This is a genomic window from Novosphingobium aquimarinum, assembly GCF_009746585.1.
In the GTDB taxonomy this organism is placed as follows: Bacteria; Pseudomonadota; Alphaproteobacteria; order Sphingomonadales; family Sphingomonadaceae; genus Novosphingobium; species Novosphingobium aquimarinum.
In genome coordinates this window covers 103,235-122,976 of record NZ_WRPO01000001.1, presented here as the reverse complement: position 1 = coordinate 122,976, position 19,742 = coordinate 103,235, and the positions used below count along the sequence as shown (strand labels likewise).

The window sequence follows — 19,742 nt, the reverse complement described above, 5'->3', positions numbered from 1 at the left end:
CCGTGACAAAGAAGACGCTATGCCCCTTGATATCCTGATCGTCGACGACGAACGCGACATTCGCGAACTGGTAGCCGGAGTGCTCGAGGATGAGGGCTACGACTGCCGCACTGCGGGGGACAGCAGTGCCGCGCTCGCTGCGATAGACGAGCGGCGTCCGTCGCTCGTGCTGTTGGACGTCTGGCTTCATGGCAGCCCGATGGACGGCCTGGAAGTGCTCGACGAGATCAAGTCGCGGGAGCCGGAACTGCCGGTGATCATCTTTTCGGGCCACGGCAACATCGACACCGCGGTCGCGGCGATCGGCCGCGGTGCGGTCGACTTCATCGAAAAGCCGTTCGAAGCGGAAAAGCTGCTGCATCTCGTCGCGCGTGCGACCGAGACGGAACGCCTGCGACGTGACAATGCCAATCTTCGTCAGGACGTGACCGTCGGCGGCGAGGAATTTACCGGAAATTCGAGCGCGATCAATCAGGTGCGCGCAACACTTAAGCGCGTGGCGAACACTGGAAGCCGGCTGCTGATCACAGGACCCGCCGGTGCCGGCAAGGAAGTGGCGGCACGTCTGTTGCATGGCTGGAGCCCGCGCTCGGCGTCCGCATTTGTCTCGGTCAACTCCGCGCGCATCACGCCCGAGCGTTTCGAACAGGAACTCTTCGGCGAGGAAAGCAACGGCAGCCTCGTACGTCCCGGACTTCTCGAGCTTGCCGACGGCGGCACATTGTACTTCGACGAGGTGGCGGACATGCCGCTGTCGACGCAAGCCCGGATCCTCCGAGTGCTGACTGACCAATCCTTCGTTCGAGTCGGCGGGACGCGACAGATCCGCGTCGACGTGCGAGTCGTATCCTCAACCTCGCGCGATCTCGAGAAGGAGATCTCCGAGCGGCGCTTCCGCGAGGATTTGTTCTATCGGCTCAACGTCGTTCCCGTGCCGATCCCTGCACTGAGCGACCGTCGCGAAGATATTCCCGCGCTCGTCGAGCACTTCTTCGCACGCTATGCCAACGAACAGTCGGTGGCACCGCCCGAAATCAGTGTCGAGGCGATGACCGCCTTGCAGGCTTACGAATGGCCCGGAAACGTGCGGCAACTGCGAAATGTGGTCGAGCGGACCGTGATCATGGCGCCGCGTGAGAAGCTCGGGCGGATCGAAGTCGACATGCTTCCGTCCGAACTTCTGAACCAGCGCTCTGAAGGCGATTCCCGCGTCTCGGTCATGATGAGCGCGCCGTTGCGCGAGGCACGCGAAAGCTTCGAAAGAGAGTACCTGAAAGTCCAGATTCGCCGGTTTTCCGGCAATATCTCCAAAACGGCGTCCTTCATCGGGATGGAGCGGTCCGCGTTGCACCGCAAACTGAAGCTGCTCGGCATGTCAGACCGCCGCGAGACGGAGACGGAGGAGGAAACGGGCTGATCCGATATTTTCGCGTTTACTGCGCTGCAGCAAAACAGTAAGTTGCGATTGAACCGGTCCTTTTCTCCCGCCGTCCGACGGACGGTCGGAAGCTGAGACCAGATTGCGGATCGCACCAGCGGCCGCCAAAAAAACGGAGTTACCATATCATGAGCGGACGCACCCTCTCGGTAAAGACGCCGCCGGCTCCTCCGCCGGCAGAAGAGCCGGAAAAAGCCGCCGCAGCGCCGGTTTCGGCGAAAACCTCGTCCGCTCCCGCCAAGGGTGGGAAGGGCAGCCAGAACCTACAGGATCAGTTCCTCAACCACTTGCGCAAGAACAAGACTCCCGTGACGATGTTCCTCGTCAAGGGTGTCAAGCTGCAGGGCATCGTGACCTGGTTCGACAACTTTTCGATCTTGCTGCGCCGCGATGGCCAATCGCAGCTGGTCTACAAGCATGCCATTTCCACGATCATGCCTTCGACCCCGATCGACGCGGCACAATTCGCTGCCGGCGGGGGCGACGACAAGAAGTTGCGGCTCTTGCAGGATGTCTTCCTGTCGAGCATTCGCAACGCCGGGGTCCAGGTGACCATGTTCCTGATCAATGGCGTCATGCTTCAGGGCCGGGTTGCGGCGTACGACTTGTTCTGCATGCTGCTTGAACGCGAAGGCTACGTGCAGCTTGCGTACAAGCACGCTGTCTCCACGATCCAGCCCGTCACGCCAGTCGACTTGCAATCGCACGAAGATTCTGACCAAGACTGAGGATGCGGCAGGCAAACCTGCCCAACGCCAGCGAAAGGCAACAACGAGATCTTCGAAGATGATCTGAGCGGCGAGGTTGCGCGCGGTGCGCGTGCCCTCGTCGTGTACCCGCAAATGCGCCGCAATTCCGGCCTCGATCCCGAAGCACGACTTGAGGAGGCGAGGGGGCTCGCCGCCGCGATCGGTCTCGTGATCGCCGATAGCTTCGCCATCCCGATTCGCGATGCGCGCCCCGGAACGCTGTTCGGCGAAGGCCAGGTCGCGAACATCGCTACGGCTTGCGAACAATCCGAAGCGGAACTGGTGGTTGTCGACGGCGCGCTGTCCGCGATCCAGCAGCGCAATCTGGAAGACCGGCTCAAGCGCAAGGTCATCGATCGGACGGGCCTGATTCTCGAGATCTTCGGCGAGCGCGCGGCGACGGCCGAAGGACGCTTGCAAGTCGAGCTTGCGCACCTCGATTATCAGGCGGGGCGCTTGGTGCGCAGCTGGACCCACCTCGAACGACAGCGGGGCGGCTTCGGCTTCCTGGGCGGTCCGGGCGAGACCCAGATCGAGGCCGACCGTCGCATGATCCGCGACCGGATGGCGCGGATCCGTCGCGAACTGGAGCAAGTCCGGCGAACGCGAGGCCTGCACCGCGATCGGCGCGAGAAGGCACCTTGGCCGGTGATCGCACTGGTCGGCTATACCAACGCCGGCAAATCGACGCTGTTCAATCGCCTGACCGGCGCCGAAGTGATGGCCGAGGACATGCTCTTCGCCACGCTCGATCCGACCATGCGCGCGATCCGTCTGCCGGGCCTTGAGAAGGCGATCCTGTCCGACACCGTGGGGTTCATCTCGGACTTGCCGACACAGCTCGTGGCGGCGTTCCGCGCGACGCTTGAGGAAGTCACCGCAGCCGATCTCATCCTCCACGTCCGAGACATCGCCAATCCCGATACCGATGCGCAGAAGCACCAGGTGCTGGGTGTCCTTGCCGATCTGGGTATCGCCGTGGGTGACGCGCAGTTGGATGGGGCCGAAGGTGCCGACGAAATCGCACCGATCCCGGTGATCGAAGTGTGGAACAAGTGGGACCTGCTGCCAACCGTACAGGCCGAACAGCTTGCAGAGGCCATCGCGGCGCGGAGCGATACCGAGACGATCGTCCCGGTCTCCGCGCTGACGGGCGAGGGCTGCGAACGCCTTCTCGAGATTGCGGGAGCCAGCCTCACCGAAGATGCGGAGGTTCATGTCTTCGAGCTCTCCTCCGCCGACGGCCAGAGCATCGCCTTTCTCCATGCGCGAGGCGAAGTGCTGTCCGAGAAACAGATGGTCGGTCCGGACGGAGTTCCCGGCGTTCGTATCGAGGTCAGGCTTTCGCCGCGCGAACTAGGACGTTTCTCGGCGCTCTGAGGCCTTCACCGCTTGCCACAAGGCTTCCTGCGCTTCGAGATCGAGCGCGGCGAAGTCCCGACCGCTTTGCGACGCCAGCGCTTCCATCGCCCGGAATCGCCGTTCGAACTTGGCATTGGCCAGACGCAGAGCGTCTTCGGGCGCAATTCCGTTGAGACGAACGAGATTGACCGCCGCGAACAGCAGATCGCCGGCCTCTTCGGCGCGAGCGAGACCGGTGGCTTCGTCCAGCTCTGCCATTTCCTCGCGCACTTTGTCTTCGGCTCCCGCAGGATTGGGCCAGTCGAAGCCGACTCGCGCGGCGCGCTTCTGCAGCTTTTCTGCCCGCATCAGGGCGGGCAGTGCCGCTGCCACGCCGTCCAGAGCGCTGGTCGCACCCGAAGCCGCGCGTTCCTGGGCTTTGATCGTTTCCCAGCGCTCGGTTTGCGACGAGCCGGACGTGTCGTCGCCAAAAATGTGCGGATGGCGCGCTTCCAGCTTGTCGGACACTGCCTGAGCTACGCCAGCGAAATCGAACGCTCCAGCTTCTTGCGCCATGCGCGCGTGAAACACGACCTGAAGCAGCAAATCGCCAAGTTCGCCACGCAGGTCGCTCATGTCGCCGCGTTCGATGGCATCGGCGACTTCGTAGGCTTCTTCGATCGTATACGGCGCGATCGTCGCGAAGGTCTGTTCGCGATCCCATTCACATCCGGACACCGGTTCACGCAACCGCGCCATGATGGCGAGGAGGCGGTCGATCTGGGAGGGTTCAGGCTGGGTCATTGAGATTGATAATATATATTATGTTAAATCAGGGCGGGATGGAACCGGGAGCGCGGGCAACCGCTGAAGCTTCGCGACGTCATCGCACACCGATCCCGAACGCCTTGATCAGCAGCACCAGCCCGATGATGATCGCCACCCAGGCACCGGCGAACAGTGCCATGCGTTGGCGGCTCAATTGATGCGAGCGTAAGCCGCCGACGACCAGCACCATGCACATCGCAATCGCGATCAGTGCGCCGATCGATTGTCCGTTCATGCCGCGATTTCCAATCCGTCATACGCGACCTGGACATGATCCGGTGTCTCGGCGCTGAGTTCGGTGTAATCCATGCTCTTGTCGAGATGCGTCAGGATCGCCCGCGTCGACCGCGTCTTTTCGACCAGCTCGAGGGCCATGCCGAGATGCGCGTGAGTCGGATGCGGTTCCCGGCGCAGGCAATCGACCACCAGGACGTCGCAGCCATCGAACAGGCGGATCATCGGATCGGTAATCTCGCTGAAGTCCGTGGCATAACCTACGGATTTTCCGTCAATATCGAATTTGTAGCCGGTCGATTTCGCGGGGCCATGCGGCATTTGGCAGTGCGCCACACCAAAGCCCTCGCAAATCCGAAGATTCTCGAGCGTCTCCAGTGCGACGATCGTCGGATAGCCGAACTGTCCCGCAAAGACGTAGCCGAAACGTTGCCGCAACCGCCGGACGGTCTCGTCGGCCGCGTATCCGGGGATCGGGCCGGAACGGCCAAAGCGCAGCGGGCGCAAATCGTCTATGCCATGGCAGTGATCGGCATGGTCGTGCGTCCAGAAGACGGCGTCCACCCGATGAATGTCGCTGCGTAGCAATTGTGAGCGCAAGTCCGTCGGCGTATCGACCAGCAGCCGCGAGCCGCGTGGGCTCTCGACCATGATGGACACCCTGGTGCGACGATTGCGCGGGTCGTCCGGATCGCAGCGCCCCCAATCCGCGCCATTCTCTCCACCGAGACGGGGAACCCCGGTCGAAGTCCCGCTGCCGAGGATGGTGACTTTCAAGCTGCTGCTTTCCGGAACAAAGCGAAAAAGTTGCGTGTCGTTGTTTCGGCAAGGTGTTCGGGCTCGACATCGCGCAGTCCCGCGACGAAGCGCGCGGTGTCGGCGGTAAAGGCCGGTTCGCACGGTCGCCCGCGATGCGGTACCGGCGCGAGAAACGGAGAATCCGTTTCGACCAGCATACGATCCTCAGGCAGCTTCGCGGCTACGTCCTGCAAGTCCTTGGCATTCTTGAAAGTCACGATGCCCGACAACGAGATCGTCAGGCCCAGGTCGAGCATCTGCCGGGCGAAATCGGCCGAGGCGGTGAAGCAGTGGATCAGGGCGGGGAAGGTCCCCTTCCCCATTTCCTCACCGAGGATGCGCGCAGTATCTGCTTCGGCATCGCGCGTATGAACGATCAGGGGAAGGCCGGTTTCGCGCGACACCGAGATATGCGTGCGGAACAGCGATTGCTGCGTCTCTCGGTCGGACTTGTCGTAATAGTAGTCGAGCCCGGTTTCGCCGATGCCGATGACTTTGGGATGCGCTGCGGCTTCGAGCAGTGCAGTTCGCCCAAGGTCGGCATGACCGTCCGCTTCGTGGGGATGGATCCCGACGCTCGCCCAGACATCCGCCTCGCCCGCCGCAGTGCCGACCACGCGGTCCCATTCTCGCTCGCGCGTCGAGATGTTGAGAAAGCCGCCGATTCCGGCCTTGCGCGCACGGTCGAGCACGCCTTGCTGGTCTTCGACCAGACCTTCGTATTCGAGGTGACAGTGCGAATCGATCAGCATCAGACTGCCGCTTCCTCAGGCAGCTCGAGCCGCGGGAAGACGCCTTCGGGCTTCCCGACGTGGTATCCGGAGGCGACGAGTTCTGCAAACCACGCGTCATCGGCGAGCGCTGCATAGTTACGTGCGTCGGTGCCGACGCCCATCTGGTCGAGCAGGCGATCGATGGCATCGGGCACGACCGGGCGCACCGCAATCGCGAGGCTGCGCACGCAGCGGAACAGCACGGTCAGGACGGTGGCCATCCGCTCGGGATCGATCTTGCGCAAGGCCCACGGCGCCATCTCGTCGACATACTGGTTGCACGCGAACACGCCACGCATCCAGGCTTCGAGACCCGCGCTGAAATCGAGGTCGAGGAAAGCACGGCGCAGGCCGTCGATCCCGAGGGTGACTGCATCGGCCAAAGCCTCGTCCGCTTCGGTGATCGTGAAATCAGCTTCAAGTTTTCCATCGAGGTTCTTGAAGATCATGGATAATGTGCGCTGCGCGAGGTTTCCGAAGCTGTTCGCCAGTTCGGCATTGGCGCGCGTAACGATGGCCTCCGGCGAGTAGCTGCCGTCCTGCCCGAAGGCGACTTCGCGCAGGAGGAAATAGCGCAGCACGTCGACGCCGAAGCGATCGGCGAGTTCGATCGGATCGGTGACGTTGCCGAGAGACTTCGATTCCTTCTGACCCCGGTTGAGGAGGAAGCCGTGGCCGAACACTTGCTTCGGCACCGGAAGCCCTGCGCTCATCAGAAAGGCCGGCCAGTATACCGTGTGAAAGCGGATGATATCCTTGCCGATGAGATGCAAATCGGCCGGCCACCACTTGGCGAACTCGGCGGTCTCATCGGGGAAGCCGAGCCCGGTCAGGTAGTTGGTCAGAGCATCGACCCAGACGTACATCACATGGTCGTTGCTGCCGGGAACCTTGACGCCCCAGTCGAAGCTGGTGCGCGAAACGGACAAGTCACGCAGGCCGCCTTCGACGAAGCGCATGACTTCGTTGCAGCGGCTCTCCGGCCGAATGAAGTCGCCCGACCGGTAGAGCGCGAGCAACGGCTCCTGGTACTTCGACAGCCGGAAGAACCAGCTTTCCTCCACCGTCCATTCGACGGGGGTTCCTTGCGGCGACAGCTTTTCGGCGCCCTCCCCGGCGATCAGTTCGCTTTCGTCGTAATAGGCTTCGTCGCGGACGGAGTACCAGCCCTCGTAGCGATCGAGATAAAGATCGCCGTTTGCCTCCATCCGCCGCCACAGGTTCTGCGACGCGGAATAATGGCGCTCCTCGGTGGTGCGCAGGAAAACATCGTAGGCCACATTCAGTTTCTCGCACATCGCAATGAAATACGAAGACATTTCTTCTGCAAGCGCTGCCGGTGTGGATCCGGTTTCGCGCGCCTTCTGCATCATCTTGAGGCCGTGCTCGTCCGTCCCGGTCTGGAAGCGGACGTCGTAACCTTCGGCCTTGCGCGCCCGCGCGATGACGTCTGCGGCAATCGCCTCATAGGCATGGCCGATATGCGGCTTGCCGTTCGGATAGCTGATGGCGGTGGTAATGTAGAAGGGATCGCCCATGCGGGAGACGGTGCTTTCTGTCTGCGAGAAAAGGTCGAAAAATCGGCCTCAGTCTCTAGGCAAGGCCGCCGCTGCCAGCAACCCGCCAATTTCCATGATGAGCAGGCCGGGATCGAAATTGTAGGTTGGCGCTTGTCCGCCCAGCTTCACCAGCGCCGCGTGGGATTCGATGATCCGCGCTTGGCGCTCTGCCTTGGAGGATGAGAGCGCCCCGGACAGTTCGAACCGCGCCAGTTCGATCGCGGCAAGCAACCGGTCGCGCGCGGGCCGGGCCCCCATCTCGCCGGCCAGCGCGCCGCGTAGGGTGAAGTCGCGGTCACCCTCGCGCAGGATCCGCTGCATAAGGCCGTGAATGCCCTTGAGATTGTGCTCGACGAAGGAAAGCGCGACGGCTGGAGACCCGCGCGCGGCTTCGATTGCGGCTGCGCGCGTGGCGTCATCGGCATCCGATCGATCGCGCCGCAGCACCGCGTCGATCTCGCTGGCCTGCAGCGGGGCGAACCGCAGCACCCGGCAGCGCGAGCGGATCGTCGGCAGCAGCCGTCCGGGTTGATGCGTGACGAGCAGGAAGTGCGTGCCCGATGGCGGCTCTTCCAACACCTTCAGCAACGCGTTCACCGCGCCCTTTTCCATGTCGTCGGCCGGATCGATGACAATCGCCCGGCGCTCGCCGAGCGTGGGCTTGGTCGACAGCCGGCGGATCATCGTGCGCACCTGATCCACGGTGATGTTGCGCTTCGTCTGGAAGGGCTTGCCGTCCGCCTTCTTCTTCGCCTCGTCATCGTTGGCGGGCAGGTGTTCGAGCAAGAGAATGTCGGGATGGTTTTCGAGGGCCGGACCCTTCTCTGCGCCCTGTCGGACCAGCTCTTCCGCTGCCGCTCTGGCAAAGGCCCGCTTGCCCAGGCCCCGCGCTCCGGCAAGGAGCCAGGCGTGGTGCATCCGCCGCGAGCCGATCGCGCTGGTCCATTCGCGCCAGGCCTCCTCCTGACCTATGAATTCCGGCGCGGCCATCAGCGCTGGTCCGCCAGCAGAGGTTCGAGCGCGGTCATCACTGCGGCATGCACCGTTTCAGGGTCCGCGTCTGCGTCGATCCGCGCGAAGCGCTCCGGTTCGGCTTCGGCCATGGTCGCAAAGGCAGCCGCGACGCGCGCGTGATAGGCCTCGTCGCGACCGCCGATGCGATCGGCGACACCGGCGTCGCGTGCCGCCAGTCGGTCCGCCGCCGTCGCCGGACTGACCGCGAACAGCAAAGTGCAATCGGGAAGCAATCCCTGGCTGCCGATCTGGTGAAGCCTGAGGATCTCGTCGTCGGCCAAACCGCCGCCGCCGCCCTGATAGGCCCGGCTCGAATCGAGGTAGCGATCGCAGACCACCCAGGCGCCGCATTCCAGCGCCGGGCGGATCAGGCGTTCGACATGGTCCGATCGCGCGGCGGCGAACAACAGGGATTCGGCGCGCGGATTCCAACCATCACCGCCCGTGTCGAGCAGGAGGGCGCGAATGCGCTCGGCACCCGGCGTCCCGCCCGGCTCGCGCGTGGCGACGACCTCGATCCCGCGCGCGTGCAAGGCGTCCGCCAACAGCCGGGCCTGGGTGGACTTGCCGGCCCCTTCCCCCCCTTCAAGGGCGATGAACCGACCCCTCGTCATGAAAAGACGTTCATGAAGCCATTGATCATCCGGTCCACCGGGCCGGCGACCCGAATGTCCTTGCCGGCGTAGAGATCGACGTGGCCGGGGCGCATCCCCTCGACCGCAATCTCCATATCCGCCACTTTGGTTCCCTTGGCGATCGGGGCGACCAGCGGGCCGCGATAGCGGACCTTGAGGTGGACCTTGCGCGATTGCCCGGCCGGGACCGCCGCGTGCAGCGCCCGGTCTCCGACCAGCGGCAACCGCCGAGAATCGCCGTCCTGCACCCGGGCATACGTCACGGGCTCGCCGCGCGCGAAAAGTGGTCGCGCGTCCCAGGCCGTGAACCCCCATTCGAGCAAGGCCCGCGCCGCCGCATTGCGAACCGGCGTGGAGCGCGCGCCCCCCACGACCATGATGAGCCGGCGTCCCTTGCGCTCCGCCGATCCGAGGAAACAGTACCCGGCATCGGCGGTGTACCCCGTCTTGATCCCGTCCGCGCCGCGGATCACACCCACGGTCGGATCATGGCTGCGCAAGACGCGTCCGCCGTAAGACCAGTACTTGACCCCGGCATATCGGTGGTAGAGCGCCGGATAGCGCACGATCATCGCCTCGCCGAGCTTGGCCAGATCGCGTGCGCTGACATACGTGCGGCCCTCGTCGGGCCAGCCATTGGGCGTGTTGAAGTGGCTGCGCGTCATACCAAGGCGCTTTGCCGCATCGTTCATCAGGAACGACCATCCATCGACGCTGCCCGTATACCCCGCCGCCAGCACGACCGCGGCGTCGTTGGCAGACGCGGTCATGATGCCGTGGAGCAACTGATCCGTCGTCGGCGCCTCGCCACCCTCCAGGTACATGCTGGTACCCTTGGCGAACCATTCCCGCGCGATCTTGTCGGGCACCACGAACTTGCGATGCAGCGGCAAGCGACCGGCCTTGTTCTCCTCGAAGGCGACGAAAGTGGTCATCACCTTGGTCATCGAGGCGGGCGCGAAGCTGACATCGGCACGGCGCTCTTCGAGCACTTGTCCCGAGCCTGCATCGATCAGGAAGCTTACGGGGACTTCATCGACTTCCGCTGGCGGCGGCGGCAGGGCAGCCGAAACCGGGACGCTCGAAAGCGCCAGCGCCAAAACCGTCGGTATTCGTATCTTCAAGTTGCGGCTTCTCCCGCCCGCGCCGCACCGACTTCGCGCGGGGAGTGCCGCTCGCGTCAATTCATGCGCTGGATTCGCGCATCCCTATAGCCTGCAGCCCGCGCCTTCTCCAGCGCCGGGCCTGCTTCTCCACGGCTTGCGAAGGGGCCAAGACGGACAAGCCAGTACTTACCCGGATGCGTGACCTTGCCGTCGAGCTTCTGCGCAAGCTTGCGTGCCCCTGCTTCGTTCGAAAAGGCGCCGACCTGGACGACGAGGCTATCGCCGGACGCCGGCTTCTCGGCAACGGCAGGCTTTGCCGCTTGGGTTGCCGGCTTGGCCTCGGGTTTCGCGGGCGGAATATCCGCCACAGTCTTCGTTTCGGTCGCGCTGGGTTGCGGAACCGGTGCGGCGGCCAGATCGGGCTCGACCGGTGCGATCGTGGGGGCTTTGGACGGTTGCGGCATTTGTGCGTTTACCGTGCCCGAAGCCGGCGCAGGGCCCTTGATCTGGGCGAGCTTCGCGTCCGGGAGCGCGGGCGGAGTCGCCGGCGGCGGGCCGAGCGGGGATTGCTCGGCAAGCTTGCGGCGCAGCACGTTCAGCAGCGGTTCGGGCGTCTCCATGCGCACCGGCACTTCGCCATCCTTGCGCAAGGCGGCGCGTTCGACTTCGGGCGGATTGACCCGGCGCACGCGCACCGGCGTCTCTCCCGTTGCGCCGAGCTGGGCCAGCGCGGCGGGTGACAGACCGATGAGCGTATCGTTGCGCATGGGGCCCCGCCGTTCGAGCCTAACCAGGATCGTGCGACCGCTATCGAGCGACGTGACTTCGGCATAGCTGGGCAAAGGCAGCGTCTTGTGCGCGCCGCTGATGCCGAGGGCCTCGGGATCGTCGTCGAGGACCGCCATGCCGACCGCATCGTAATTGAGCTGGTCGTCCGGGCGATACGTCGTGTCGCCGATGGTGAAGGGATCGCCGATCACCACCGGATAATCCCCGGCAGGACCGGTTCGCGGCGCCGACGCCAACGCGCCGGTCGTCGCCCCCCCACCGTTGCAGGCCGCGAGCGCGAGGCTCAGCGTCAGGGTCGCCGCGAACGGCAGGATCTGGTTAACGGGAAATCTCATCTGCAAGCAACCCCACGGACATGGCGTAGTAGTTCGAGCAGTTATACTGGAGGATGACCCGATAATTCCCCGTTAACAGCCACGCGCGCGTGCCCGGACCGTCTGGCTGAAACAGCGAAGCCATGACGTCGTCGCCGATCGGTGCGAGGGGCGAGATGCCCAGTGCGCGCCACTCGGAAACCGGCTTCCACTGCGAATGGCGCTCATGCACCGCGGCGCAGCTCGGCGAAACGAGCTCGGCATCGTAGCGCGAGACATTGAAGCCGCTCGGCACCGAGGCGAGCACGCCCCAGGGCTGCCCCGGCCGCCAGCCGGCCTGGCGGAAATAGTTGGCGATCGAAGCCAGCGTGTCGGCATAGCTCGACCAGATGTCGGTATCGCCATCGCCATCGCCGTCGGCGGCAAGCCGGAGGTAGACGCTCGGCAGGAACTGCGGATTGCCGAAGGCGCCCGCCCAACTGCCTTTGAGCCGAGACTGCGGCACGCCGCGATCGACCATCTTGAGCAGCGCGATCAGTTCGCCTTCGAACAAATCGCGGCGGCGGCCTTCCCAGGCGAGAGTCGCCAGCGAGCGCGCAAGATCGAAATCGCCCATGTAGCTACCGTAATTGGTCTCGTGCCCCCAGATCGCGAGCATCATCTTGCCGGGCACGCCATAGCGCTGCTCGATCGGACCGAGCATTCCGCGCACTTGCGCATAGCGCTCGCGACCGCGGCTGATGCGAGCGGAATCGACGTGACGCTCGAGATAGGGTGCGAGCGGCGGCGGGGCGGAGCGACGGCTCGGTTGCCCCCCGTCCAGCTCGATCACGCGCGGATTGGGCGTCAACGGCGAAAGGACGCTGGCGATCGTGCGATCGCTCACTCCCTGAGCGCGGGCATGCGAGGCAACGGTCTGCAGATAGGAACCGAAGCTCTGGCCCGCAGGCTGCGCGCAAGCCGGGCCAGCGACCATCGCCAGGGCGGACGCGGCAAAGGCGGCGAGGATACGGGACGGGGTGGGACGTTTGAACTTGGCCATCATCAGCCCATGTCGCACAACCGCTCCGTCATGTGAATGCCCGGCGCTGGTCGGCCCCCCGCGCGCTCGTCGCACCGCACGCACAACCTGCCCCTTTGCCTCGGCGCGGACTTCGACTATGCGGCGGAAATTGCCTCGGAAGGGTGGCAGAGTGGTCGATTGCACCGGTCTTGAAAACCGGCGATGCGCGAGTATCCGTGGGTTCGAATCCCACCCCTTCCGCCACTTTCGGTCTGCGTGACGTCTCCGCGCCGTACCCGTGCGACCCTTTTGCGACGCTTTGCCCTGCATCTCCCACCGTTCGTCCCGCAAGCGACGCACCGGGGCCTTGCCCCTTCTCGTGTGACCCACCTAAGGGGCGCCCCCGCGACCCCGGCATAGTCCGGGGCGGCGAGTAAGAGAACGTTCATCCCGTCGGCCTAGATGGTCGAAGCTTCGCGAACGTGTGACTTTAAGTAGATATTCGAGGACCTTAGGAACATGGCAGCCCCGAGCGCACAAGAACAGTACATGCTTGAACTGCTCAACGAGACGCGGCTCGATCCGTTGGCCAATGCCGAGCGCTACATCACGTCCTATTCGTCGATATCGTCTCCGGACCCCGCGATCGCCAGCGCTCTGCGGTCGTTCGGCGTCGATATGTCGGCGTTGTTCACGCAATATCAGGCGCTGACGCCCACCGCTCCGCTGGCCTGGAGCGCGCAGCTCGCCGATGCCGCCGAAGACCACAACGCGGTCATGATTGCGCAGGATATCCAGACGCACCAGGCCCAGGGCGAAGCCAGCCTCGGAGACCGCCTGAGAGACGCGGGCTACCAATATCAGGCCGCGGGCGAAAACGTCTTCGCCTTCGCGCAGTCACCGCTCTACGGCCACGCGGGCTTCATGATCGACTGGGGCTATGATGACGAGGACCTGACAGACGGGACCGTCAATCCCGATTACCGGGAAACCGGCGACGGCATTCAGGATCCGGCGGGTCACCGCCGCAGCATCATGTCGGGCGGCTACACCGAAGTCGGCATCGCGATCGACCGCGAAACCGATGGCCGGACCTCGGTCGGCGAATACGTCATCACCCAGGATTTCGGCACGCGCAGCCTGACCTTCGTGACCGGCGTCGCCTATGACGATGCCAACGACGATGCGTTCTATTCGGTCGGCGAGGGCCTCGGCACGCTGAAGGTCGCGGTCGGGAACGATTCCATCACCAGCTACGAGACGGGCGGCTATTCGCTGCAGACCGGGACCGGCGCCAAGACGATCACGCTAACCGGTGCAGGCCTTTCCTCGGCGGTAACCGTCGACGCGACGCTGAGCGGCAATCTCAAGCTCGACGTCGTCGATGGCGACACGTTGCTCACGTCGGGCTCGGTGGCCGTCAGCGGTCCGGTCGACACGATCCGCGGCCTCGGCACTGTCGGACTCTCGATCTCGGGCGATGGCGGCGACCAGACGATCGTCGGCACCAAGGGCAACGATACTCTCTCCGGCAACGGCGGAGATGACACGCTCGAAGGCGGCCTCGGCAACGATAGCCTCGATGGCGGCGCGGGCAACGATGTCGCGGTCTATTCGGGCAAGCATTCCGCCTATTCGGTGTCGATGAGCGGAACGGCGCTGAGCGTGTCAGGCAACGGCGAAGGCAGCGATACTCTGACGGGCGTCGAAACGCTGATGTTCTCCGATGGGATCTACCACTGGGATGCGGCGTCCGCCGCGCTCGTGGCGGGCGCGCTCACGGATCCGGGAACCGGATCAGGCGGCCAAACGCCCGAACCGATCCCGATCATTCCCGATCTGCCGGGCTTCACTTTGCGGATGAGCGATGGTTTCTCCGGCAGCGTCGGCGGTTCGGGCAAGGTGTTCGGCACGAACGGAAAGCAGGATGTCAGCCTGTTCGACGTCACCGGCGCCTACGCGTTCGATCCGTCGTTCAACAAGGGCGGCGACGTGATCCGCCTTCCCGGCGATTCCTCCAGCTATGCCATCCGGCTCGAGGGAACATCGGCCATTCTCACCGACGCCAATGCCGAAATCACGATACCCGTCGGTCCGACCAGCAACCTGCTCGGCTTTTCCGATGGCTACCTCGAACTGAAAATCGATACCGCCGCCAGCAAGGTGAAGATCGGTTCGCAAACGGTTACCTCTGATGCGTTGCAGATCATCAGCGTTCCGGTCGCCAATCCCGATTTGGGCGATCCGGTCGATGGTTCCGCGAATGGAACGATCACTCTCCAAGGCGGCGCTGCAGTTCACACCAGCGGGGACTTCTCCGTCTTTGGAACCAGCGCGGGCAGCGAGGAAATCTTCCATTCCAGCGGCGAGATCGTCTTCGATCCTTCCTTCAACAAGGGGGGAGATACGCTTCACGTCCTCGGCGATACGGCGGACTATGTCGGCTATCTCGACGGATCGTCGTTCGTGCTGGTTTCCGACGAGGTCGAGATCCGCATCCCGGTCGGGCCCGTCGGCATGGACATCGATTTCGGCGGAACGAACCTCTCGCTGCGGATCGAGAACGGCGGCGTCTATCTCGGCGATCGCGCGATCACCGGCAGCAGCGAGGCGACTGCCACGTCCCTTGCCGGAATCGGCGATGCGATCTCGGGGGACATCGTGCTCGAAGGCATGGGCAGCGACAATCGTCTGGCCGCGATCGAGCTCGATCCGCAGGATTCGGTCGACCTGACGCTGAACGCGAAGGCCGGAGAAACGCACGTTACGATCGCGAACATGAATGCCGACGATCGCATCCACGTGACCAACGCCACACCGGGAGAGTTCTCTTATGGCGCGGTCGGCCATGACGCCGACAACGTGTATAACGACATCTACATCACGTATAACGTCAACGGCCAGAACAGCGAGATCCTGCTGCTCGATGTCTTCGACAATGATACGTTGATCTTGAACGAGCAGACAGCGGAAGCGGCGGCGGGCTGGAATTTCATCACGTTTGGATGAATGTAGAGAGCGTCGCTAACCCCATCGTAATCGTTCGCGTTCAAAAGTGGACTTTAGTCAGGGAGCAGCTTTTGAAGCACGAGCCATTCAACTTACGCCAGACCAAGGCCACCGCGCGCTCGAAGCGCGTCGGCGTCGCCCTGATCTGCGACGTGCGCCAGGGCACGCGGCCTTGGAAGAAGGCGCGGCTCGACGATCTTTCGCGCGAAGGGTTTCGCATCGCCCATCTGCCCGAGGTACGCGGGGAGCTTCCGCTGCGCGTGCGCATCCCCGGTCTGCACATGCTGAGCGCGCGGATCTGTTGGCAGCGCGGCGGTGCGGTCGGCTGCGAATTCAGCGAACCGCTCCACGTCGCCGTTTTCGAACACATCGCCCGCGCCGCACAGGAAGTCTGAGCGCGGCCACGGCATAAGCAGGGGAGCGTCATGCCCCCCTGCCCCTCACTTACATGTGAACGACGCGCCCGTAAGCGGCGAGCACGGATTCGTGCATCATCTCCGACAGCGTCGGGTGCGGGAAGATGGTGTTCATCAGCTCCGCTTCCGTAGTCTCTAGCGTCTTGCCGACCACGTAGCCCTGGATCAGCTCGGTCACTTCGGCGCCGATCATGTGCGCGCCGAGCAGCTCGCCGGTCTTGGCATCGAACACCGTCTTGATGAAGCCTTCGGGCTCGCCCAGCGCGATCGCCTTTCCGTTGCCGATGAAGGGGAAGTTGCCGACCTTCAGCTCGTAGCCCGCTTCCTTCGCCTTCGCTTCGGTCATGCCGACACTGGCGATCTGCGGGTGGCAGTAAGTGCAGCCCGGAATGTTGTTCCGGTCGAGCGGGTGCGGGTGGACATCCTTGTTGCCCAGCTCTTTCGCAATCGCCTCGGCCGCGGTCACACCCTCATGGCTCGCCTTGTGCGCCAGCCAGGGGCCTTCGACACAATCGCCGATCGCCCACATTCCCTTGACGTTCGTGCGGCCGAGCTCGTCGATCTTGATGAAATTGCGCTGGTCGGGTTCGATCTTGAGTTCTTCGAGACCGATGTTCTCGACATTGGGAACGATGCCGATGGCCACGATCACATGGCTGAACTCGGTGGTCTCTTCCTTGCCGTCCTTGTCCTTGATCGCGACCTTCACGCCCTTGCCGCTCTTCTCGATCGCGCCGACGCTGGCCTTGGTCTTGATCGTGATGCCCTGCTTGGTCAGTGCCTTCTGGAGGAAGGTCGAAACGTCCGCGTCTTCCACCGGCACGATCCGGTCCATCATCTCGACCACGGTCACGTCCGCGCCCATGTCGTTGTAGAAGCTGGCGAACTCGATCCCGATCGCGCCCGATCCGATGACCAGCAGCTTGGACGGCATTTCCTTGGGAGTCATCGCATGGCGATAGGTCCAGATGCGCTCGCCATCGGCCTTGGCGCTGGGGAACTCGCGCGCGCGGGCGCCTACTGCGATGATGATGTGCTTGGCTTGAAGCTCGCTCGTCTTGCCGTCGGCGTCGGTCACGGTCATTTTGCCGGGCGCGGTCAACTTGCCCGTGCCCATGTGCACCGCGATCTTGTTCTTCTTCATCAGGCCGGTGACGCCGCGATTGAGCTGGTCCGCGACACCCCGCGAGCGCTTCACCACCGCTTCGAGATCGGCCTCGATTTCCTTCGCCTTGAGACCGAAGTCCTTGGCATGCTGCATGTAGTGCATGATCTCGGCCGAGCGCAGCAGCGCCTTGGTCGGGATGCAGCCCCAGTTGAGACAAATGCCGCCCAGCCGCTCGCGCTCGACGATCGCGGTCTTCAGGCCAAGCTGCGCGCAGCGGATCGCCGACACATAGCCACCGGGCCCCGAACCAAGAACGATGACGTCGTAGGAATCTGCCACTTGTCTTAACTCCCCTCAGGTAACTGGCGGGGCTTGCCCGCATCGTCGATAGCGACAAACGTAAAGGTCGCTTCGGTAACTTTAACGGCTTCGTCCTCGGTGCGATGCCGGCGCCAGGCCTCCACGGCGATGGTCATCGAAGTGCGGCCGGTCTTTGCCAGATCGGCATAGACCGAGACTTCGTCCCCAACGCCCACCGGAAGATGGAACGTCATCCCGTCGAGCGCGATGGTGACCGCGCGACCGCGCGAATGGCGCGCGGCGAGCAAGCCCGCGCCCGAATCCATCAGGCTGAGCAGCCAGCCCCCGAAGATGTCGCCATAGGCGTTGGCGTCGGCCGGCATGGCTGTGACACGGATGACAGGGTCGCGAACCGGCTCGGTCACGTCACGCCACCCGAAGTTCGGTTGCGACCGGGCACGGCTTGTCATCGGTGTCGAGCACCACGAACGTGAAGCTTCCGTTCGCCACTTCGATCTGATCGTGACCCGCTCGGCTGCGACCGAGCCCTTGCGTGCGCACCGTGACCGATGTGCGTCCGGTGCGGATGACTTGAGCAAACACGTTCAATTCGTCGCCTACCTGCATGACGCCCGGAAAGGCGAAGTCGGTCGCGCCGACGACGACCGCCTTCAGTCCGGTCAGTCGCGTTACCAGCGAACTCGCGCCCAGCGCCAGCTGGCACATCAGCCAGCCACCGAACACACCGCCATACGGATTGAGGTCGGTCGGCATCGCGGTCACGCGGATGACGAGTTCGCCCTCGGGTTCGGACATGGTCAGGCAACCATCCCCAGCGGATTCTCCACGTATTCCTTGAACGCGGCCATGAGCCGGGCGCCGTCGGCGCCATCGATCGCACGGTGATCGAAGCTGCCGGTGGCGCTCATCACCGTGGCAACGCCAAGGCTGCCGTCTGGCATGACCCAGGGGCGCTTCTCCCCCGCCCCGACCGCCAGGATCGTCGATTGCGGCGGATTGATCACGGCGGTGAACTGCTTGATCCCCATCATGCCCATGTTCGAGATCGAGGCAGTGCCGCCCTGATATTCCTCGGGCTTGAGCTTGCCTTCCTTGGCGCGCGCGCCGAGGTCCTTGGTCGCCCTGGCGATCTCGGAGACCGACTTGGCGTTGGCGTTCTGGACGATGGGCGTGATGAGCCCGCCGGGGATCGAGACCGCCACCGATATGTCGGCCCGCGCGTACTTGATCATCTCGTTGCCGGCGAAGGTCACGTTGCATTCGGGAACGTCGATCAGCGCCTTGCCCAGCGCCTTGATCAGCATGTCGTTGACAGAGACCTTCACGCCCTGCTTCTCGAGCGCGGCATTGATCTCGGCGCGCATCGCCATCAGCTTGTCGAGCTGCACATCGAGCGTCAGGTAGATGTGCGGCGCCTGCTGCATCGACTGTGCGAGCCGCTTGGCGATGGTCTTGCGCATCCCCGAAAGCGCGACGACTTCGTGCGGGATCCTGTCGTCGAGCAGCGCGCGGGTATCCGCGACCATTTCGACCGTCGCGGGTTTGTCGGCGGTCTCGCTCGCGGACTGCTGCGATGATGCGGGAGCCGTCCTGGGTGCTGCCGCACCGGCCTTGGCGCTTTCGACATCGGCCTTCACGATGCGCCCGTGCGGTCCCGAACCGGGGAGACTGTCGAGATCGATGCCCTTCTCTGCGGCCAGTCGTCGGGCCAGCGGTGATGCGAAGGTACGTCCCTCTTTCGCCCCCCCGGATTTCGCAGGGGCAGGCGTTGGTGTTGGTGCAGGCGCGGGCTTTTCGGCTGATTTCGACACCGACTGCTCAGGCGCAGATTCCGCCTTCTTCGGCTCGGCAGCTTTGGCTTTGCCGGGATCGGGCGCTTCGATATCCGACGGATCCTCGCCTTCGCCCGCCAGCACGGCGATCACGGTTCCGACTTTCACGCCCTCGGTCCCTTCGGGGACGGTGATCTTGCCGATCGTGCCTTCGTCGACCGCTTCGAACTCCATCGTCGCCTTGTCGGTCTCGATCTCGGCCATGATGTCGCCCGAGGCGACCTCGTCACCTTCCTTGACCAGCCACTTGGCCAGTTTTCCTTCTTCCATGGTCGGAGAAAGTGCGGGCATCTTGATTTCAATCGGCATGGACGTTCGGGATCCCTGACTGACCAAAGGGCGACCTGCGTCGCGTTCACGCGCCCCATGTGGACAATTCATCCGCACGGGGCAAGCACCCAGCGCTCGAACGCTGCGATAGGTTGCGCATCGGTTCGATCAGGCCGATATGGTTCCCCCTGGGGGAGGATTGCAG

The 19,742-nt window shown here is 63.9% G+C and carries 18 protein-coding genes, 1 tRNA gene and 1 pseudogene; 6 read left to right on the top strand and 14 right to left on the bottom strand.

Annotated features, from left to right (window positions below):
* The first annotated feature begins 19 nt into the window (after positions 1-19).
* The 3 genes from ntrX (at position 20) to hflX (ending at position 3,567) form a co-directional block, all read left to right on the top strand.
* Positions 20-1,417, top strand: a complete 1,398-nt coding sequence (ntrX, locus tag GQO94_RS00590; RefSeq protein WP_156839203.1) for a nitrogen assimilation response regulator NtrX — start codon at positions 20-22, stop codon at positions 1,415-1,417.
* Between the two features lie 149 nt (positions 1,418-1,566).
* On the top strand, positions 1,567-2,166 hold the full coding sequence (hfq, locus tag GQO94_RS00585) for an RNA chaperone Hfq (protein WP_156839202.1): 600 nt from the start codon (positions 1,567-1,569) through the stop codon (positions 2,164-2,166).
* Positions 2,167-2,214: 48 nt separating this feature from the next.
* Positions 2,215-3,567 (top strand): GTPase HflX, encoded by a 1,353-nt coding sequence (gene hflX, locus GQO94_RS00580; RefSeq protein WP_269748722.1) that lies wholly within the window; start codon positions 2,215-2,217, stop codon positions 3,565-3,567.
* On the opposite strand, the gene mazG is transcribed toward hflX, so the two are convergent.
* From mazG to GQO94_RS00530, 10 genes and pseudogenes are all read right to left on the bottom strand, one after another.
* On the bottom strand, positions 3,544-4,332 hold the full coding sequence (gene mazG / locus GQO94_RS00575) for a nucleoside triphosphate pyrophosphohydrolase (RefSeq protein WP_156839200.1): 789 nt from the start codon (positions 4,330-4,332) through the stop codon (positions 3,544-3,546). The genes hflX and mazG overlap by 24 nt on opposite strands.
* Positions 4,333-4,411: 79 nt before the next feature.
* Positions 4,412-4,591 (bottom strand): hypothetical protein, encoded by a 180-nt coding sequence (locus GQO94_RS00570; protein WP_156839199.1) that lies wholly within the window; start codon positions 4,589-4,591, stop codon positions 4,412-4,414.
* Positions 4,588-5,367, bottom strand: a complete 780-nt coding sequence (locus GQO94_RS00565) for an MBL fold metallo-hydrolase (RefSeq protein ID WP_156839198.1) — start codon at positions 5,365-5,367, stop codon at positions 4,588-4,590. Before GQO94_RS00565 ends, GQO94_RS00570 begins: the two co-directional genes overlap by 4 nt.
* The gene (locus tag GQO94_RS00560) at positions 5,364-6,140 is read right to left on the bottom strand and encodes a TatD family hydrolase (RefSeq protein ID WP_156839197.1); all 777 of its coding nucleotides are present in this window, start codon (positions 6,138-6,140) and stop codon (positions 5,364-5,366) included. Before GQO94_RS00560 ends, GQO94_RS00565 begins: the two co-directional genes overlap by 4 nt.
* Positions 6,140-7,717 (bottom strand): annotated as a pseudogene (metG, locus tag GQO94_RS00555) (methionine--tRNA ligase); the annotation flags it as partial. The gene GQO94_RS00560 and the pseudogene metG, both read right to left, overlap by 1 nt.
* Before the next feature lie 30 nt (positions 7,718-7,747).
* Positions 7,748-8,710, bottom strand: a complete 963-nt coding sequence (locus tag GQO94_RS00550) for an AAA family ATPase (protein ID WP_156839195.1) — start codon at positions 8,708-8,710, stop codon at positions 7,748-7,750.
* The gene (gene tmk, locus GQO94_RS00545) at positions 8,710-9,348 is read right to left on the bottom strand and encodes a dTMP kinase (RefSeq protein WP_156839194.1); all 639 of its coding nucleotides are present in this window, start codon (positions 9,346-9,348) and stop codon (positions 8,710-8,712) included. Before tmk ends, GQO94_RS00550 begins: the two co-directional genes overlap by 1 nt.
* A complete protein-coding gene (locus GQO94_RS00540) occupies positions 9,345-10,493 on the bottom strand; it encodes a D-alanyl-D-alanine carboxypeptidase family protein (RefSeq protein ID WP_156839193.1) in 1,149 nt (382 codons plus the stop codon). Before GQO94_RS00540 ends, tmk begins: the two co-directional genes overlap by 4 nt.
* A 56-nt stretch (positions 10,494-10,549) precedes the next feature.
* A complete protein-coding gene (locus GQO94_RS00535; RefSeq protein WP_156839192.1) occupies positions 10,550-11,599 on the bottom strand; it encodes an SPOR domain-containing protein in 1,050 nt (349 codons plus the stop codon).
* Positions 11,583-12,620 (bottom strand): lytic murein transglycosylase, encoded by a 1,038-nt coding sequence (locus GQO94_RS00530; RefSeq protein WP_198045729.1) that lies wholly within the window; start codon positions 12,618-12,620, stop codon positions 11,583-11,585. The genes GQO94_RS00535 and GQO94_RS00530 overlap by 17 nt, the downstream gene beginning before the upstream one ends.
* A gap of 137 nt (positions 12,621-12,757) precedes the next feature.
* Between GQO94_RS00530 and GQO94_RS00525 the strand changes: the two genes are divergently transcribed.
* The 3 genes from GQO94_RS00525 (at position 12,758) to GQO94_RS00515 (ending at position 15,985) form a co-directional block, all read left to right on the top strand.
* Positions 12,758-12,845 (top strand) — tRNA-Ser (locus tag GQO94_RS00525).
* A 285-nt stretch (positions 12,846-13,130) separates the two neighbouring features.
* Positions 13,131-15,590 (top strand): CAP domain-containing protein, encoded by a 2,460-nt coding sequence (locus GQO94_RS21190; protein WP_269748707.1) that lies wholly within the window; start codon positions 13,131-13,133, stop codon positions 15,588-15,590.
* Between the two features lie 71 nt (positions 15,591-15,661).
* Positions 15,662-15,985 (top strand): PilZ domain-containing protein, encoded by a 324-nt coding sequence (locus tag GQO94_RS00515; RefSeq protein WP_232332698.1) that lies wholly within the window; start codon positions 15,662-15,664, stop codon positions 15,983-15,985.
* 49 nt (positions 15,986-16,034) lie between these two features.
* On the opposite strand, the gene lpdA is transcribed toward GQO94_RS00515, so the two are convergent.
* From lpdA to GQO94_RS00495, 4 genes are read right to left on the bottom strand one after another with little or no spacing between them, the layout of a single operon-like run.
* On the bottom strand, positions 16,035-17,453 hold the full coding sequence (gene lpdA, locus GQO94_RS00510; RefSeq protein WP_156839188.1) for a dihydrolipoyl dehydrogenase: 1,419 nt from the start codon (positions 17,451-17,453) through the stop codon (positions 16,035-16,037).
* 5 nt (positions 17,454-17,458) lie between these two features.
* The gene (locus tag GQO94_RS00505) at positions 17,459-17,884 is read right to left on the bottom strand and encodes an acyl-CoA thioesterase (protein ID WP_198045728.1); all 426 of its coding nucleotides are present in this window, start codon (positions 17,882-17,884) and stop codon (positions 17,459-17,461) included.
* Positions 17,841-18,230 (bottom strand): acyl-CoA thioesterase, encoded by a 390-nt coding sequence (locus GQO94_RS00500; RefSeq protein WP_232332697.1) that lies wholly within the window; start codon positions 18,228-18,230, stop codon positions 17,841-17,843. Before GQO94_RS00500 ends, GQO94_RS00505 begins: the two co-directional genes overlap by 44 nt.
* A gap of 2 nt (positions 18,231-18,232) precedes the next feature.
* Complete coding sequence (locus GQO94_RS00495) at positions 18,233-19,576, bottom strand: pyruvate dehydrogenase complex dihydrolipoamide acetyltransferase (RefSeq protein WP_156839186.1); 1,344 nt, start codon at positions 19,574-19,576, stop codon at positions 18,233-18,235.
* Between the last annotated feature and the right edge of the window lie 166 nt (positions 19,577-19,742).

Bases quoted from the DNA above. Each gene is read 5' to 3' on its own strand.
- tmk (WP_156839194.1), bottom strand. From the start codon at position 9,348: ATGACGAGGGGTCGGTTCATCGCCCTTGAAGGGGGGGAAGGGGCCGGC.
- GQO94_RS00560 (WP_156839197.1), bottom strand. From the start codon at position 6,140: ATGCTGATCGATTCGCACTGTCACCTCGAATACGAAGGTCTGGTCGAA.
- GQO94_RS00535 (WP_156839192.1), bottom strand. From the start codon at position 11,599: ATGAGATTTCCCGTTAACCAGATCCTGCCGTTCGCGGCGACCCTGACG.
- GQO94_RS21190 (WP_269748707.1), top strand. From the start codon at position 13,131: ATGCTTGAACTGCTCAACGAGACGCGGCTCGATCCGTTGGCCAATGCC.
- hfq (WP_156839202.1), top strand. From the start codon at position 1,567: ATGAGCGGACGCACCCTCTCGGTAAAGACGCCGCCGGCTCCTCCGCCG.
- GQO94_RS00505 (WP_198045728.1), bottom strand. From the start codon at position 17,884: ATGACAAGCCGTGCCCGGTCGCAACCGAACTTCGGGTGGCGTGACGTG.
- GQO94_RS00495 (WP_156839186.1), bottom strand. From the start codon at position 19,576: ATGCCGATTGAAATCAAGATGCCCGCACTTTCTCCGACCATGGAAGAA.
- mazG (WP_156839200.1), bottom strand. From the start codon at position 4,332: ATGACCCAGCCTGAACCCTCCCAGATCGACCGCCTCCTCGCCATCATG.
- GQO94_RS00500 (WP_232332697.1), bottom strand. From the start codon at position 18,230: ATGTCCGAACCCGAGGGCGAACTCGTCATCCGCGTGACCGCGATGCCG.
- GQO94_RS00550 (WP_156839195.1), bottom strand. From the start codon at position 8,710: ATGGCCGCGCCGGAATTCATAGGTCAGGAGGAGGCCTGGCGCGAATGG.
- ntrX (WP_156839203.1), top strand. From the start codon at position 20: ATGCCCCTTGATATCCTGATCGTCGACGACGAACGCGACATTCGCGAA.
- GQO94_RS00530 (WP_198045729.1), bottom strand. From the start codon at position 12,620: ATGGCCAAGTTCAAACGTCCCACCCCGTCCCGTATCCTCGCCGCCTTT.
- GQO94_RS00570 (WP_156839199.1), bottom strand. From the start codon at position 4,591: ATGAACGGACAATCGATCGGCGCACTGATCGCGATTGCGATGTGCATG.